This is a genomic window from Comamonas kerstersii (genome assembly GCF_008801935.1).
GTDB classification, from domain to species: domain Bacteria; phylum Pseudomonadota; class Gammaproteobacteria; order Burkholderiales; family Burkholderiaceae_C; genus Comamonas; species Comamonas kerstersii.
Genome location: NZ_VZOT01000019.1, coordinates 1 through 14,037, shown reverse-complemented (window position 1 = coordinate 14,037; position 14,037 = coordinate 1). Strand labels below are relative to the sequence as shown.

Here is a 14,037-nt window from a genome sequence, read left to right as displayed (position 1 = left end):
ATGGAAAACAAATCACATGCCATGGCCGCAGGCAGCTTTGTGCTGTGCCTGCTGGCACTGCTGATCGGGCTGACACTATGGCTCACGCGCGATCGCAACGATTACCGGGAGTTCGAAATGACCACGGAAGAAGCCATCAGCGGCCTGCAGAACCAGGCCACGGTGCGCTACAAGGGCGTGGCGGTGGGCAAGGTCACGCTCATTACCTTTGACGATCTGAACAAAGGCCAGGTCCTGATCCGCATTGCCGTAGACAGCAAGGCACCCGTGACGCCTACAGGAACCTATGGCACCTTGGGCTATCAGGGCGTGACGGGGCTGGCCTATGTGCAGCTGGACGATCTGGTGCCCCCCCTGAAGGAAGCGCTACCCAGGGGCGAAAGCGATATTCCGCGCCTGCTGATGAAGGCTTCCCAGCTGAATGTGCTGGCCGATCAGGGCATGAACATCCTCACCCGCGTGGATGAAGCCACAGCACGTATCAACCAGCTGCTGGGCGACGCCAACCAGGAGCGCTTCAGCCAGCTACTGGAAAACCTGGCGCAGGCGGCAGGCAATGTGAGTGCCACGACCCGCGCCATCAACACCACGCTGCATGACAAGGTGGCGCCTGCGGTGCAGGAATTCCCGGCGCTGGCCGAGGATGCGCGCAAAGCCATGCAGGCACTCACACAAGCAGGTACGGAAGCCGCCCATCTGGTGCGTGATGTGCACCAGATGACCCAGGCCGCCCAGCAGCCCGGAGGGGCGCTGGAGCAGGTGGTCAACAGTGCGCAGTCCATGGCGCGTGCTGCCGAGCGGTTTGACCGCAGCACCTTGCCCAGCATCAATCAGGCGGCGGACGATGTCTCTACCGCTGCGCGCCAGCTCGGCGGCGCAGCCAGCAGCTTTGGAGCCAATCCACAGGCTTTGATTTTTGGCTCGCCCAATGTGCCAGGCCCCGGTGAACCCGGCTTTGTAGCGCCTGCTTCCGGACGATAAGGATGGACCACATGCAACAAGCACAGAAGACCGTATTCCCCGCCAAGCAAGGCCGCTGGTGGTGGGGTGTGACGCTGGCACTGGTGCTCGCAGGCTGCGGCAGCCTGCCCCAGCCCCCACGGCCCATGGCGCGCTATGACCTGGGCGCTGCCGTGCCGGTAGCTACGCAGGCGCAGGCCAGTGCACAGGCAGCGCCTGTGGCGCTGGCTCCTTTGCAGTCGCCACTGCTGGGCGACGGCAGCACGGCCATGCGCTATCGCCTGACCTATGCCGATGCCCAGGTGCTGCACGCCTACAGCCAGGCGCGCTGGAGTGCGCCACCTGCGAGCCTGGTGCAGCAGCGGCTGGGTGAGCATCTGAGTCAGGGTGGCCGTGTGGTGCTCTACGCCGATGTGGGCGATGCCTTGCCCTCCGTGCAGGGCCAGCGCGTGCCCGTGTTGCGCTGGAGTCTGGAAGAGTTCAGCCAGGTCTTCAGCGCCGAGCAGCAAAGCGCCGCCATGATTCGCCTGCGCGCCACCCTGGTCAACCCATTGCCGCAGGGTGATGTGCTGTTGGCACAGCAGGTGTTTACCGTGCAGCAGCCAGCCACTGCACCCAATGCCGCCGCCGGCGTGCAAGCCATGGTGCAGGCGGTAGATACGCTGGGCCAGCAACTGGTGACATGGATGGATGGTGTGCTCCAGCACCAGCGTTGAATCCCTGAAAAGCCCTTTCCCATCCCCACTGGTGCATGCCGCCAGCGGGGATTTTTTGTTCTGGACGAAACAAAGGTGTCAAGCCATGTATGGCGCTGGTGGAACTTGATGTGGAGCAAGTCCTGTGAGCATGACCTGCCTAAGACTTGCAGCCATTCAAGTTCACACGATCAAAGGAGTTGCCAGATGGCGACATTGGAATGGAGCGAAGCCCTGGTGCTCAACGTTCCCATCATGGATGAGACGCACAGGGAATTTGTCGACCTGCTGACCGAAGTGGAAAACGCAGCCGATGAAGCACTGCTGCCCCTGTGGCAGGCATTGATTAGCCATACCGAGGCCCACTTTGGGCAGGAAGACCGCTGGATGCAGGCCACCGGCTTTGCGGCCGACAACTGCCACAGCACCCAGCATAAGGTGGTGCTGGACATCATGCGTGAAGGCGCCAAGTGCTGCGCCGAAGGCGACTGCAGCATGGTGCGGGGCATGACGCCGGAGCTGGCCGACTGGTTCAGCTACCATGCGCAGACCATGGATGCGGCGCTGGCGCAGCACATGGGCAGTGTGGGCTTTGACCCGGCAACCGGGGCTGTCAGCAACGCCCAGGCCTTGCCGGAGGGGCTGATCAGCGGCTGCGGTGGTGCCTGCTCCAAGCAGGATGACCATGAACAGCACGCCGCGCAGGTGGACAAGGTGGCGCAGCAGGCGCAGGCCGTCAGCGCTGCTGGCAGCGCTTAGCCGTTGAGCACAGGAAAGAGCTTGACCAGCCCGCCCGCCATCACCTCGATGGACAGGGCGGCCAGAATCAGCCCCATCAGACGGGTCATGACGTTGATGCCGGTCTTGCCCAGCACGCGGGCAATGGGCTCGGCCATGGAAAAGCTCCCCCACACGCAGGCTGCCACCACCACGCCATAGCCCACCAGGGCCAGGTGCTGCCAGAAGCTGGTGGCCTGGTCGGCATAAATCACCACCGTGGACATGGCAGCAGGCCCGGTCAGTAGCGGAATGGTCAGCGGCACCACGGCAATGCTGTTGCCCATGGCGGCTTTTTCGGCACCAGCTTCCAGCGTGGGTTCATTGGGGCGCGCCTCGGCAGGGCGTGCATTGAGCATGTTGATGGCGCTGGTCAGCAGCAGCAGGCCGCCGCCGACCTGAAAGCTCTCCAGCGAGATATTGAAGAAGTCCAGCACCTGCAGCCCTAGCAGTGCGCAGGCGGCAATCACCACAAAGGCACTGAAAGCCGCCACGCGGATGGTCTGGGCTTTCTGTGCTTCATCAAACCCCTGTGTGTAATGGATAAAGAACGGCACGATGGCCAGGGGGTTAATGATGGCGACCAGGGTAATCAGCGGTTTGAGATCCATGGGCGAAGAACAGACGGGTGGTGATGCTTCAAGTGGAACGCAGATTGCTTAAAGTTGCTACCTGTGTATGGCAAGCCTATGTGGCGCTTGTGTACATTGGAACACGACACAACAAGGAGAGACAGTGATGGGTCAGTTTGTACAACTTACTGCGCAGGATGGCACGCAAATTCCTGCATGGCTGGCGCAGCCCGATGGCACGCCGCGTGGCGCTGTGGTGGTGCTGCAGGAAATCTTTGGCGTGAATTCGCACATTCGCGCCGTCACCGACCGGCTGGCCGCGCGCGGCTTTGTGGCGATTGCTCCTGCGCTGTTCACGCGCCTGGAGTTTGACGTGCAGCTGGGCTATGACGCAGAAGCCATGGCGCGTGGCATACAGCTCAAGGCTGCGGCCGAGGCGCTGCCCGGCGAAGGCGTGATGCAGGACGTGCGCGCTGCCGTGCAGTGGGTGGCGCAGCACAGCGGCTGCAAGGTCGGCGTGGTGGGCTTTTGCTGGGGCGGTCTGCTGACCTGGCGCGCAGCTGGCCTGATTGAAGGCGTTTCGGCCGCCGTCTGCTACTACGGCGGTGGCATGACAGTGCCGCCAGAGATTGCCCGCCAGCCCCAGGTGCCCGTGCTGGCGCACTTTGGAGCCAAGGATGCGCATATTTCGCAGGAGAGCGTGCAGCAGTTCAGCGCGGCACACCCCGAAGTGCAGGTGCATGTGTATGACGCCGACCACGGCTTTAACTGCGACCAGCGCGGCAGCTATGACGATGCCAGCGCCGTGCAGGCCAAGGACCGCACGCTGGAGTTTCTGGACCAGCACCTGAAGGCATAGCCTTAGCGATTCATAAAAAGTAGAGCTTCCTGCGCTTGTGTATCAAGCATTTCAGAATGAAAAGTATCTGAAATGCTGATTTATCAAGCGCTGGCAGCTCTTTTTTTATGACTTTTCGCCGTAGGGCGTGCCCATCAGACTGTCTTTTTCAATAAAGCGCCTGCGCCAGAAGAACACCAGTAGCACCAGGCTGATGCTCAGCATGCCGCCCATGGCCCACCAGAAGCCATCCTGCTCATGCACCAGCGGCAGCACGTCAAAGTTCATGCCGAAGATGGCGGCAATCAGGTTCAGGGGCAGGAAGATGGCCGTCAGCGTGGTCAGCACGCGCATGATGTCGTTGGTGCGGTTGCTCTGCGCGGAAAAGTGCAGCTGGACGGCCACTTCCGCACTTTGCTCCATGCGGTGCACGTGGTGGATGACGCGCTCGATGTGCTCCAGCACGTCGCGTGAGCGCACCAGCAGCAGCTCCAGCGCGTGGCGCTCGTTGCTGCCGCTGTCGGTGTGCTGCCAGGTGCGCAAGGTGTCGATCCAGTCCTGTACGGCAGCGCGCTGGTCTTCGCAGATTTCATCGAGCTGGTGCAGCGACAGCCGTGCCTGCAGGATCTGCGTCCAGTTGCTGAAGCGCGAGCGTGGGTTCAGCAGGGCCATCTGCCAGATATCGAGCTGGCGCGCCATGTCGCGGCGCAGGCTCTGGTAGCCGTCAATCATCTGGTCCAGCTGGCGCAGCATCAGGTCGGCGCTGCTGGGCGGCAGCCGCGTGGCAATGCTGCGTTTTTCCGGCAGCTTGCCGGGCTCCAGCAGCCGCTGCATGCTCTGGGCGCGCAGCGCACAGGCAGGGGGGTGGATGCTCAGCAGCAGCTGGTCAAACACCGCATAGCCCACGGGCACGGTCTCCAGCGGCTGCAGGGCGTTCTGCTCCGGCACGCGCGGGAAGTGGCGCAGCCTGCGAAACAGCATCACGTCGTAGTCCGAGGTGAAGTCAAACGTCGAGGGGATCTGCGCGTTCAGCAGGTCCGACACGTGCAGGTCCACCAGCGGTGTGCCGCACAGCTGCTGCAGCAGCGCCTGCACGGCGGGCAGCTGCACTTCCAGCTCTGGCCGCTCTGCCGAGAGCCAGTAAAAGCCATCGTCCTCAGGTGGTGCCAGGGGCTGCGGTGCAGCGCCCGGCCATTCGCCCAGGTCGTGTACGGTTTTGCGGGAAGGCTGGATGAGCAGCAGTCGCATAGTTCAAGCTCAAAATGGGTGGAAACGCAGGTGTAGCAAGCGCTGGCAGCTATGAAAAATAAAAAAGGCAGTCCGCAGACTGCCTGGTGCTTCCAGCCTTGGATGGGGCTAGCTTACAGACCGCGCAGCTTCTTGGCTGCGTCGATGGCAAAGTAGGTCAGGATGCCGTCGGCCCCGGCGCGCTTGAAGGCCAGCAGGGCTTCCATCATCACGGCGTCGTGGTCCAGCCAGCCATTGGCCGCAGCGGCCTTGATCATGGCGTATTCGCCCGAGACCTGGTAGGCAAAGGTGGGCACCTTGAACTCGTCCTTGACGCGGCGCACGATGTCCAGATACGGCATGCCGGGCTTGACCATGACCATGTCTGCGCCTTCGGCAATGTCCATGGCGACTTCGCGCAGGGCTTCGTCGGAGTTGGCAGGGTCCATCTGGTAGACGTTCTTGTCGGCCTTGCCCAGCGCGCCGCGTGTGCCCACGGCGTCACGGAAGGGGCCGTAGAAGCTGCTGGCGTACTTGGCGCTGTAGGCCATGATCTTGGTGTAGATGTGGCCCTGCAGCTCCAGTGCTTCGCGGATGGCACCAATGCGGCCATCCATCATGTCGCTGGGCGCGACCATGTCGGCACCGGCTTCGGCGTGGTTCAGGGCCTGGCCCACCAGCACTTCCACGGTTTCGTCGTTGAGGATGTAGCCGGTCTCGTCCAGGATGCCGTCCTGGCCGTGGCTGGTGTAGGGGTCCAGGGCCACGTCGGTCATCACGCCCAGCTGGGGGAATTCTTTCTTGAGTGCACGGATGACGCGGGGGATCAGACCATCGGGGTTCAGGGCTTCCTTGCCATCAGGGGCCTTCAGATCGGCATCAATGGCGGGGAACAGCGCCATCACGGGGATTTCCAGCTTCACGCACTCTTCGGCCACAGGCAGCAGCAGGTCCAGACTCAGGCGATCCACGCCGGGCATGGAGGGCACGACCTCGCGGCGGTTCTGACCCTCATGCACGAACACAGGGTAGATGAAGTCGTGTGCCGACAGGTGGCTTTCGCGCACCAGGTTACGGGTGAAGGCGTCACGGCGCAGACGGCGTGGACGGCTTTGCGGGAAAGGGGTAGGGCTAGACAAATGCATACCCACCATTGTGCGCCTGTTACACAGCGCTGGCGAGTGCATGCAGCACGAAGCAGGGTGGCGGGATTACCCGGGTGTGCAGCTTGGGGGGGAATGCTAGATTGGGCTCCGAAAGCAGCTGGCTGCTTTCCCTGCTTCACCTCCCTGAGCAGGCCTCTTTTTGGAGGATTTCAGAGCCCGGCACTGCCGGGCTTTTTTTTGTGCCATCGGGCCAGCTTACACTGTGCCCATGCTATGGATTAAAGCTTTTCATATCGTTTTTGTGGCCAGCTGGTTTGCCGGTTTGTTCTATCTGCCACGCATTTTTGTGAACCTGGCCATGGTGACGCCCGGTTCCGTGTCAGAGCGTGAGCGCCTGATTGGCATGGCACAGCGTTTGCTGCGCTTTACCACCATGCTGGCCGTGCCTGCGCTGGCGCTCGGTGTGTGGCTGTGGCTGGGCTATGGATTTACGGGGGGCTGGCTGCATGCCAAGCTGCTGCTGGTGGCGCTGGTGGTGGTTTATCACTACAGCTGCTCGCGTCTGTTGCGCCAGCTGGCGGCGGAAACCTGCCAGCGCAGCCATCGCTGGTTTCGCTGGTACAACGAAGTGCCCGTGCTGCTGCTGACTGCCATTGTGATTCTGGTGGTCGTCAAGCCTTTTTAATGTGGTGATGCTGCGCTGAAAGGGGCAGTCTGTGTTCCGAACTTTGGCATGGCCGCTGGCCCTGCTCTACACCGCGCTGATTGTGTTTGCCAGTCTGTTCCCCTTTGAAGGCTGGCGTGCCCAGGGTATTTCGCCCTGGGTGTTTGTGACCGCACCACTGCCTCCACCGTACTGGACGTGGTTTGACGTCAACATCAATATTGCAGGCTATGTTCCCCTGGGCTTTTTGCTGGCCCTGGGCTGCCTGCGCAGCGGGCTGCGCCATGTCGCCGTGCCGCTGGCCTTTGTGCTGGGCGCGCTGCTGTCGCTGAGCATGGAGTTTCTGCAGATCTTCCTGCCACGGCGTGTGCCTTCCAATCTGGACTTTGTGCTCAATGCGGGCGGTGCGCTGCTGGGTGCTTTGCTCGCCGGTGTGCTGGCGTGGATAGGGGTACTCGAGCGCTGGAATAGCTTGCGCCAGCGCTGGGTGGGGGAGCAGGAGCCCGGCGGCATGGTGCTGCTGGGGCTGTGGCCTGTGGCGCTGCTGTTTCCTTCTGGCCTGCCATTCGGGCTGGGACAGGTGCTGGAGCGTCTGGACAAGACGCTGGACCGCTGGCTGGAGGGCACCCCCTTCATGGACTGGCTGCCGCTGCGTGAAGAACCACTGGTGCCGCTGGCGCCCAGTGCGGAAATGCTGTGCGTCATGCTCGGGGTGCTGGCGCCCTGCCTGCTGGCCTATCTGCTGCTGCCCTCGGTGGCGCGGCGTGCCGTGCTGGCGGTGCTGATCGTGCTGGCTGGCATCGGGGCCACGCTGCTGTCCTCCGCCATGGCCTATGGCCCCAACCATGCGTGGGAATGGTTCACACTGCCCACCCAGGTGGGGCTGGGAGCTGCCGTGCTGCTGGCCGCTGCCGCGCTGCCGGTGCCACGCCGCTGGTGCGCTGTGCTGTTGATGCTGGTGCTGATGTGGCAGCTCAACTGGCTCAATCAGGCACCGCTGAACCCTTACTTTGCGGACCACCTGCAGTCCTGGGAGCAGGGGCGCTTCATGCGCTTTTACGGGGTCGGGCAGTGGCTGGGCTGGATCTGGCCCTATGCCGTGCTGGCGTATGTGGCTTTGCAACTGACCCGGCGTCAGGCGGCTCCTAGAATGAATGCATCATGAGCGAGAACACACCCAGCGGCTACTACAGCCGCCATATTTTCTTTTGCTTGAATGAGCGCCCCAATGGTGAAGACTGCTGCCATCTGCACGGTGCCAAGGCAGGTTTTGACCGTTGCAAAAAGGCCATCAAGGAAGCAGGCCTGGCAGGTAAGGGACAGGTGCGCGTGAACAAGGCCGGCTGCCTGGACCGCTGTGCGGCGGGCCCCGTGGCCGTGGTCTATCCCGAAGGCACCTGGTACACCTTTGTCGATGAGGCAGATATCGACGAAATCGTGGAGTCTCACCTCAAAAATGGTCAGGTCGTGGAGCGTCTGCTGGTGCCTCCGGAACTTGGCCGTTAAATCAGACTCCTACGCCGATTAAGAGACTTTTTGCCGCTCAGCGCTTGCCAGTCAAGCGCTGCTAGCTATCAATGAGAGAGTTGTCACAGGGGGGCACTTGAACGCACAGACCGAACGATTCATGTTGACCGGCATGGCAGGCCAGATTGAGGCGCTGCGTGACCGTCCTGCAGGTACGCCCAAGGGGGTGGCGGTGATTGCACATCCGCATCCGCTGTTCGGGGGCACGATGGACAACAAGGTGGTGCAGACCCTGGCGCGTGCCTTCGTGCAGACCGGCTGGGAAGCCATTCGTTTCAATTTCCGTGGTGTGGGTGCCAGCGAAGGCGTGCACGATGCAGGCAAGGGTGAGGCCCAGGATCTGCTGGAAGTCGTGCGCCAGGTGGCTCCTCAGGGGCCGCTGGCGCTGGCGGGCTTTTCTTTTGGCGCTTTTGTGACCACCCATGCCGTGGCCGCGCTGTGGGAAACTGGCCGTGTGGAAAAGGTGGTGCTGGTGGGCACCGCTGCCAGCCGCTTTGAGCCAGCGACTTTGCCGCCCGAGGCGCATGCACGCACGCTGGTGCTGCATGGTGAAAAGGATGACACCGTGCCACTGCAGTCCGTGATGGACTGGGCGCGCCCCCAGATTCTGCCGGTGACCGTCATCCCCGATGGAGGACATTTCTTCCACGGGCAATTGCCCTTGCTCAAGGGGTTGGTGGCTCGCCACCTGAGCGCTTCGCACGGCTGAAGCGTGCCTTCTTTGATTCTGAAGAAACCGAGTTGTTCATGAAACCTATTTTTTCGACCCTGCGCACACTGGCGCTGACGGCTGCTCTGGCACCGCTGTGGGCCAATGCCCAGATTGCACAGTTGCAGCCACCAGAAATCGCTGCCAACAACTATTTGCTGGTGGATGTGACGGCCAATCAGATTCTGGCGGCCAAGGATGTGGACGTGGCGATCGAGCCCGCATCGCTGACCAAGCTGATGACGGCCTACCTGGTGTTTGATGCGCTGCGCGCCAAGAAGGTCACGCTGGAGCAGCGTCTGCCTGTGAGCGAGCAGGCCTGGAAGATGCCCGGCTCGCGCATGTTCATCGACCCCAAGATGCAGGTGCCTGTGGAAGACCTGCTCAAGGGCATGATCGTGCAGTCTGGCAATGACGCCACCATGGCGCTGGCTGAAGGTGTGGGCGGTACCAAGGAAAACTTTGTGCGCCTGATGAATGAACAGGCTAAGGCGCTGGGCATGAATGGGACTTCGTACAAGAACCCTGAAGGACTGACCGAGCCCGGCCACTACACCACGGCCCGCGATTTGGCGACCTTGTCCATGCGTCTGATGCGTGACTTCCCCGAGTACATGCATTACTACGCCATCAAGGACTATCGCTACGAGGGCACACCTGCGGCGAACAGTCGCAACCGCAATGCACTGCTGTTCCGTGACCCGACCGTGGATGGTCTGAAGACAGGGCACACCAATGCTGCGGGTTACTGCCTGATTGCTACGGCCAATCGCGATATTCCCAATGTGGGTGGACGCCGTCTGGTCTCCATCCTGCTGGGTGCGGCCAGCGACAATGCACGCGCCAACGAAAGCCAGAAGCTGCTGAACTGGGGCTATACCGCCTATGACGCAGTCAAGCTGTTCGACGCAGGTCAGACCATGGAAGAAGCGCCCATCTGGAAGGGTTCTCAGAGCACCATCAAGATTGGCCGTGAAACGCCTACCGTGGTGACGGTGCCTTCCGGCAGCTCCGGTAAGGTGACGACCCAGATTGTGCGCACAGATCCTTTGATGGCCCCGATCAGTAAGGGCCAGCAGGTAGGTGTACTGAAGGTGCTGGTGGCAGATCAGGTGGCTGCAGAGCTGCCCATCTTCGCGCAGGAAAGCGTGACAGAGGGTGGCTTCTTCGGGCGTACCTGGGATGCGATCCGCCTGTGGATTCGCTAAGCAGTCCGGTGAGAGCAGCGGGCAGGCTAAGGCCTTCAAAGTGCCTGCTGTTTAATCACATGTGACTTGCCCCGGGTTTCCCAAACTGGTACATTGGAGGGCTTTTCGGTATTTCCGAAGGGTTTCACGTTTTCGTTTTTTACGTTTAGGGACGTATATATGCCAACCATTAACCAACTCGTGCGCCAGGGCCGCACGGTAGAAGTTGTTAAATCCAAGAGCCCTGCTATGGAAAACTGCCCTCAGCGTCGTGGCGTTTGCACTCGCGTGTACACCACAACACCTAAGAAGCCTAACTCGGCTTTGCGTAAGGTGGCTAAGGTGCGTCTGACCAACGGTTTCGAAGTGATTTCGTACATCGGCGGTGAAGGCCACAACCTGCAAGAGCACAGCGTTGTGCTGGTGCGCGGCGGCCGTGTAAAGGACTTGCCAGGTGTGCGTTACCACATCGTTCGCGGTTCTCTGGACCTGCAAGGTGTGAAGGACCGTAAGCAAGCCCGTTCCAAGTACGGTGCTAAGAAGCCTAAGGCTAAGTAATCAGCCCTGGTTCTGAAACACAACGGTGTTTGATTCGCCTGACTGGCGCGGTCAAACGTAGTGGCCCCAAACGCAAGTGTTTTGCGCGGGTCGAGTAAGTGGGAGTCCAGAGATTGACTCTCGCGGTGTCTGAAAAGTCACCAACTGAAGCAAAGATAGAGGTAAAAAATGCCACGTCGTCGCGAAGTCCCCAAACGTGAAATCCTGCCGGATCCTAAGTTCGGCAATGTTGAGCTGTCCAAATTCATGAACGTGATCATGGAAGGCGGCAAGAAGGCAGTTGCAGAGCGCATCATCTACGGTGCCCTGGAGCTGATCGCCAAGAAGCAGCCTGAGAAGGATGCTCTGGAAGTGTTCACCACGGCTATCAACAATGTGAAGCCTATGGTGGAAGTGAAGTCCCGTCGTGTTGGCGGTGCTAACTACCAAGTGCCTGTGGAAGTGCGTCCTGTCCGTCGTCTGGCTCTGTCCATGCGCTGGATCAAGGAAGCTGCGCGTAAGCGTAGCGAAAAGTCGATGGCACAACGTCTGGCCAACGAACTGATGGAAGCTACCGAAGGCCGTGGCGGCGCCATGAAGAAGCGTGACGAAGTGCACCGTATGGCAGAAGCCAACAAGGCATTCAGCCACTTCCGCTTCTAATCTGCTTTTAGCGGATTGAAACAGACAGGCCGCTCGCAAATCTTGCTCGCGGCCTTGTCTTGATTCAAGGCGTCCTCATATAGAACTGCTGGCCCCAGCGCACAAGGCAGGGTGCTCGCAGACTCTCTCCCCGATCAATCAAGGATCAATCATGGCTCGCAAGACCCCCATCAGCCGCTACCGCAACATCGGTATCTCGGCCCACATCGACGCAGGTAAGACCACTACTTCCGAACGTATCCTGTTCTATACAGGCGTGACCCACAAGCTGGGTGAAGTGCACGATGGCGCTGCAACCACTGACTGGATGGAGCAAGAGCAAGAGCGTGGTATTACCATCACTTCCTCTGCTGTGACCTGCTTCTGGAAGGGCATGGACATGTCCCGCCCCGAGCACCGCATCAACATCATCGACACCCCCGGCCACGTGGACTTCACCATTGAAGTGGAGCGTTCCATGCGCGTGCTGGACGGCGCCGTGATGGTTTACTGCGCTGTGGGTGGCGTGCAGCCTCAGTCTGAAACCGTGTGGCGTCAGGCTAACAAGCACAAGGTGCCTCGTCTGGCCTTCGTGAACAAGATGGACCGTACCGGTGCCAACTTCTTCAAGGTCGTGGACCAGATCAAGACACGCCTAGGCGGCAACCCCGTGCCAATCGTGGTGCCAATCGGTGCTGAAGACAACTTCCAGGGCGTGGTTGACCTGCTGAAGATGAAGTCCATCATCTGGGACGAAGCTTCTCAGGGCATGAAGTTCGAATACAAGGACATCCCTGCCGAGCTGGTTGACGTTGCCAACAAGTGGCGCGAAAACATGGTGGAAGCTGCTGCTGAAGCCAGCGAAGAGCTGATGAACAAGTACCTGGAAGAAGGTGACCTGTCTGAAGAAGACATCATCGCCGGTCTGCGTCAGCGCACTATCGCTACCGAAATCCAGCCTATGCTGTGCGGTACCGCGTTCAAGAACAAGGGTGTACAGCGCATGCTGGACGCCGTGCTGGACCTGCTGCCTTCGCCTGTGGACATTCCTGACGTTGCCGGTACCGATCCCGACGACGAAGAGAAGAAGCTGACACGTAAGGCTGACGACGCAGAGAAGTTCTCTGCGCTGGCATTCAAGCTGATGACCGACCCATTCGTTGGTCAGCTGACTTTCGTGCGCGTGTACTCCGGCGTGCTGACCAAGGGCGAAACCGTTCTGAATGCCACCAAGGGCAAGAAGGAACGTATCGGCCGTATCGTTCAGATGCACGCCAATGAGCGCCAGGAAGTGGAAGAAATTCGCGCTGGTGACATCGCTGCCTGCGTGGGCTTGAAGGACGTGACCACCGGTGAAACACTGTGCGACATCTCTGCACCTATCGTGCTGGAGCGCATGGTGTTCCCCGAGCCTGTGATTGCACAGGCTGTGGAACCCAAGTCCAAGGCTGACCAGGAAAAGATGGGTATTGCCCTGTCGCGTCTGGCTGCTGAAGACCCATCCTTCCGCGTGCGTACCGACGAAGAATCGGGTCAGACCATCATCGCCGGTATGGGCGAGCTGCACCTGGAAATTATCGTTGACCGTATGAAGCGCGAGTTCAACGTGGAAGCCAACGTGGGCAAGCCCCAGGTTGCATACCGCGAAACCGTGCGCAACACCGTCAAGGACGTGGATGGCAAGTTCGTTCGTCAGTCTGGTGGTAAGGGTCAGTACGGTCACGTGGTGTTCACACTGGAGCCCCTGGAAGCAGGTAAGGGCTTCGAGTTCCTGGACGAAATCAAGGGCGGAGTGGTGCCTCGCGAATACATCCCTGCAGTGCAGAAGGGTGTGGAAGAAGCGCTGACCTCCGGCGTGCTGGCTGGCTACCCTGTGGTGGACGTTCGCGTGCGTCTGACTTTCGGTTCGTACCACGACGTGGACTCGTCCGAACAGGCGTTCAAGATGGCTGCTATCTTCGGTTTCAAGGAAGCCGCTAAGAAGGCCAACCCCGTCATCCTGGAACCCATGATGGCCGTGGAAGTGGAAACACCTGAAGACTACGCTGGTACTGTGATGGGTGACCTGTCTTCCCGTCGCGGTATGGTGCAGGGCATGGACGACATGGTTGGTGGTGGCAAGACCATCAAGGCTGAAGTGCCTCTGTCCGAAATGTTCGGCTACGCCACTCAGCTGCGTTCCATGACACAGGGTCGTGCGACCTACACCATGGAATTCAAGCACTACTCTGAAGCGCCTCGTAACGTGGCTGAAGCCATCGTTGCTGCTCGCGCCAAGTAATTGCCAGATCGGTCATAATTGACCGTTTGGTTGCAGCAGCTGTCGCAAGGCGGCTGCTGCAGTTGGATTGCCGGTCTGCGACTGCATGCCACTTTGTTGCCTGTGCGAAGTGAACAAGCAATGCGGTGCAGACCTTAAAAACGATACACAGGCTTGCTCTTTTAGTTGGAGAATTTGCAATGGCAAAGGAAAAATTCGAGCGTACCAAGCCCCACGTGAACGTGGGTACTATTGGCCACGTTGACCACGGTAAGACCACTCTGACAGCTGCTATCGCTACTGTGCTGTCCAAGCACTTCGGCGGCGAAGCTAAGG

At 60.3% G+C, this 14,037-nt stretch carries 16 protein-coding genes; 13 read left to right on the top strand and 3 right to left on the bottom strand.

What is annotated here, in order from left to right:
• The 3 genes from F7P80_RS15655 to F7P80_RS15645 all read left to right on the top strand — a co-directional run bounded on the left by F7P80_RS15655 (window position 1) and on the right by F7P80_RS15645 (window position 2,414).
• Entirely contained in the window at window positions 1-981 is a 981-nt protein-coding gene (locus tag F7P80_RS15655; RefSeq protein ID WP_151045970.1) for an MlaD family protein, read from the top strand.
• 11 nt (window positions 982-992) lie between these two features.
• Window positions 993-1,676: an ABC-type transport auxiliary lipoprotein family protein gene (locus F7P80_RS15650; protein WP_114070912.1), complete on the top strand. Its 684-nt coding sequence runs from the start codon at window positions 993-995 to the stop codon at window positions 1,674-1,676.
• Window positions 1,677-1,862: 186 nt separating this feature from the next.
• Window positions 1,863-2,414 carry a hemerythrin domain-containing protein gene (locus tag F7P80_RS15645; protein WP_054066198.1) on the top strand — a complete coding sequence of 184 codons (552 nt, stop codon included), beginning with the start codon at window positions 1,863-1,865 and terminating at the stop codon, window positions 2,412-2,414.
• Here F7P80_RS15645 and F7P80_RS15640 read toward each other — a convergent pair.
• Window positions 2,411-3,043 (bottom strand): MarC family protein, encoded by a 633-nt coding sequence (locus F7P80_RS15640; RefSeq protein ID WP_054066199.1) that lies wholly within the window; start codon window positions 3,041-3,043, stop codon window positions 2,411-2,413. The genes F7P80_RS15645 and F7P80_RS15640 overlap by 4 nt on opposite strands.
• 127 nt (window positions 3,044-3,170) lie before the next feature.
• Here F7P80_RS15640 and F7P80_RS15635 point away from each other — a divergent pair, with 127 nt between their 5' ends.
• Window positions 3,171-3,863: a dienelactone hydrolase family protein gene (locus tag F7P80_RS15635; protein ID WP_054066200.1), complete on the top strand. Its 693-nt coding sequence runs from the start codon at window positions 3,171-3,173 to the stop codon at window positions 3,861-3,863.
• Between the two features lie 105 nt (window positions 3,864-3,968).
• Here F7P80_RS15635 and F7P80_RS15630 read toward each other — a convergent pair whose 3' ends face one another.
• Together F7P80_RS15630 and hemB are read right to left on the bottom strand one after the other, a co-directional pair.
• Window positions 3,969-5,090, bottom strand: a complete 1,122-nt coding sequence (locus F7P80_RS15630) for a magnesium transporter CorA family protein (RefSeq protein ID WP_151045968.1) — start codon at window positions 5,088-5,090, stop codon at window positions 3,969-3,971.
• Between the two features lie 113 nt (window positions 5,091-5,203).
• On the bottom strand, window positions 5,204-6,214 hold the full coding sequence (gene hemB / locus F7P80_RS15625; protein WP_054066210.1) for a porphobilinogen synthase: 1,011 nt from the start codon (window positions 6,212-6,214) through the stop codon (window positions 5,204-5,206).
• A gap of 229 nt (window positions 6,215-6,443) precedes the next feature.
• On the opposite strand from hemB, the gene F7P80_RS15620 reads away from it, so the two are divergent.
• From F7P80_RS15620 to F7P80_RS15580, 9 genes are all read left to right on the top strand, one after another.
• Entirely contained in the window at window positions 6,444-6,860 is a 417-nt protein-coding gene (locus F7P80_RS15620) for a CopD family protein (RefSeq protein ID WP_151045966.1), read from the top strand.
• Between the two features lie 31 nt (window positions 6,861-6,891).
• Window positions 6,892-8,004: a VanZ family protein gene (locus F7P80_RS15615; protein ID WP_151045964.1), complete on the top strand. Its 1,113-nt coding sequence runs from the start codon at window positions 6,892-6,894 to the stop codon at window positions 8,002-8,004.
• Complete coding sequence (locus tag F7P80_RS15610) at window positions 8,001-8,345, top strand: (2Fe-2S) ferredoxin domain-containing protein (protein WP_054066203.1); 345 nt, start codon at window positions 8,001-8,003, stop codon at window positions 8,343-8,345. The genes F7P80_RS15615 and F7P80_RS15610 overlap by 4 nt, the downstream gene beginning before the upstream one ends.
• 97 nt (window positions 8,346-8,442) lie before the next feature.
• The gene (locus F7P80_RS15605; protein WP_151045962.1) at window positions 8,443-9,075 is read left to right on the top strand and encodes an alpha/beta hydrolase; all 633 of its coding nucleotides are present in this window, start codon (window positions 8,443-8,445) and stop codon (window positions 9,073-9,075) included.
• A 38-nt stretch (window positions 9,076-9,113) separates the two neighbouring features.
• Window positions 9,114-10,283, top strand: coding sequence for a D-alanyl-D-alanine carboxypeptidase family protein (locus F7P80_RS15600; RefSeq protein ID WP_151045960.1), 1,170 nt, complete (start codon window positions 9,114-9,116; stop codon window positions 10,281-10,283).
• 159 nt (window positions 10,284-10,442) lie between these two features.
• Window positions 10,443-10,820 (top strand): 30S ribosomal protein S12, encoded by a 378-nt coding sequence (rpsL, locus tag F7P80_RS15595; protein ID WP_003059441.1) that lies wholly within the window; start codon window positions 10,443-10,445, stop codon window positions 10,818-10,820.
• 168 nt (window positions 10,821-10,988) lie between these two features.
• Entirely contained in the window at window positions 10,989-11,462 is a 474-nt protein-coding gene (rpsG, locus tag F7P80_RS15590) for a 30S ribosomal protein S7 (RefSeq protein WP_054066206.1), read from the top strand.
• Window positions 11,463-11,613: 151 nt separating this feature from the next.
• Window positions 11,614-13,722 carry an elongation factor G gene (gene fusA, locus F7P80_RS15585; RefSeq protein WP_151045958.1) on the top strand — a complete coding sequence of 703 codons (2,109 nt, stop codon included), beginning with the start codon at window positions 11,614-11,616 and terminating at the stop codon, window positions 13,720-13,722.
• 179 nt (window positions 13,723-13,901) lie between these two features.
• Window positions 13,902-14,037, top strand: a 136-nt coding sequence (locus F7P80_RS15580; protein WP_249041504.1) for a GTP-binding protein, incomplete at its 3' end; no start/stop codon positions are given.

Bases quoted from the DNA above. Each gene is read 5' to 3' on its own strand.
- F7P80_RS15655 (WP_151045970.1), top strand. From the start codon at position 1: ATGGAAAACAAATCACATGCCATGGCCGCAGGCAGCTTTGTGCTGTGC.
- F7P80_RS15650 (WP_114070912.1), top strand. From the start codon at position 993: ATGCAACAAGCACAGAAGACCGTATTCCCCGCCAAGCAAGGCCGCTGG.
- F7P80_RS15645 (WP_054066198.1), top strand. From the start codon at position 1,863: ATGGCGACATTGGAATGGAGCGAAGCCCTGGTGCTCAACGTTCCCATC.
- F7P80_RS15640 (WP_054066199.1), bottom strand. From the start codon at position 3,043: ATGGATCTCAAACCGCTGATTACCCTGGTCGCCATCATTAACCCCCTG.
- F7P80_RS15635 (WP_054066200.1), top strand. From the start codon at position 3,171: ATGGGTCAGTTTGTACAACTTACTGCGCAGGATGGCACGCAAATTCCT.
- F7P80_RS15630 (WP_151045968.1), bottom strand. From the start codon at position 5,090: ATGCGACTGCTGCTCATCCAGCCTTCCCGCAAAACCGTACACGACCTG.
- hemB (WP_054066210.1), bottom strand. From the start codon at position 6,214: ATGCATTTGTCTAGCCCTACCCCTTTCCCGCAAAGCCGTCCACGCCGT.
- F7P80_RS15620 (WP_151045966.1), top strand. From the start codon at position 6,444: ATGCTATGGATTAAAGCTTTTCATATCGTTTTTGTGGCCAGCTGGTTT.
- F7P80_RS15610 (WP_054066203.1), top strand. From the start codon at position 8,001: ATGAGCGAGAACACACCCAGCGGCTACTACAGCCGCCATATTTTCTTT.
- F7P80_RS15600 (WP_151045960.1), top strand. From the start codon at position 9,114: ATGAAACCTATTTTTTCGACCCTGCGCACACTGGCGCTGACGGCTGCT.
- rpsL (WP_003059441.1), top strand. From the start codon at position 10,443: ATGCCAACCATTAACCAACTCGTGCGCCAGGGCCGCACGGTAGAAGTT.
- rpsG (WP_054066206.1), top strand. From the start codon at position 10,989: ATGCCACGTCGTCGCGAAGTCCCCAAACGTGAAATCCTGCCGGATCCT.
- fusA (WP_151045958.1), top strand. From the start codon at position 11,614: ATGGCTCGCAAGACCCCCATCAGCCGCTACCGCAACATCGGTATCTCG.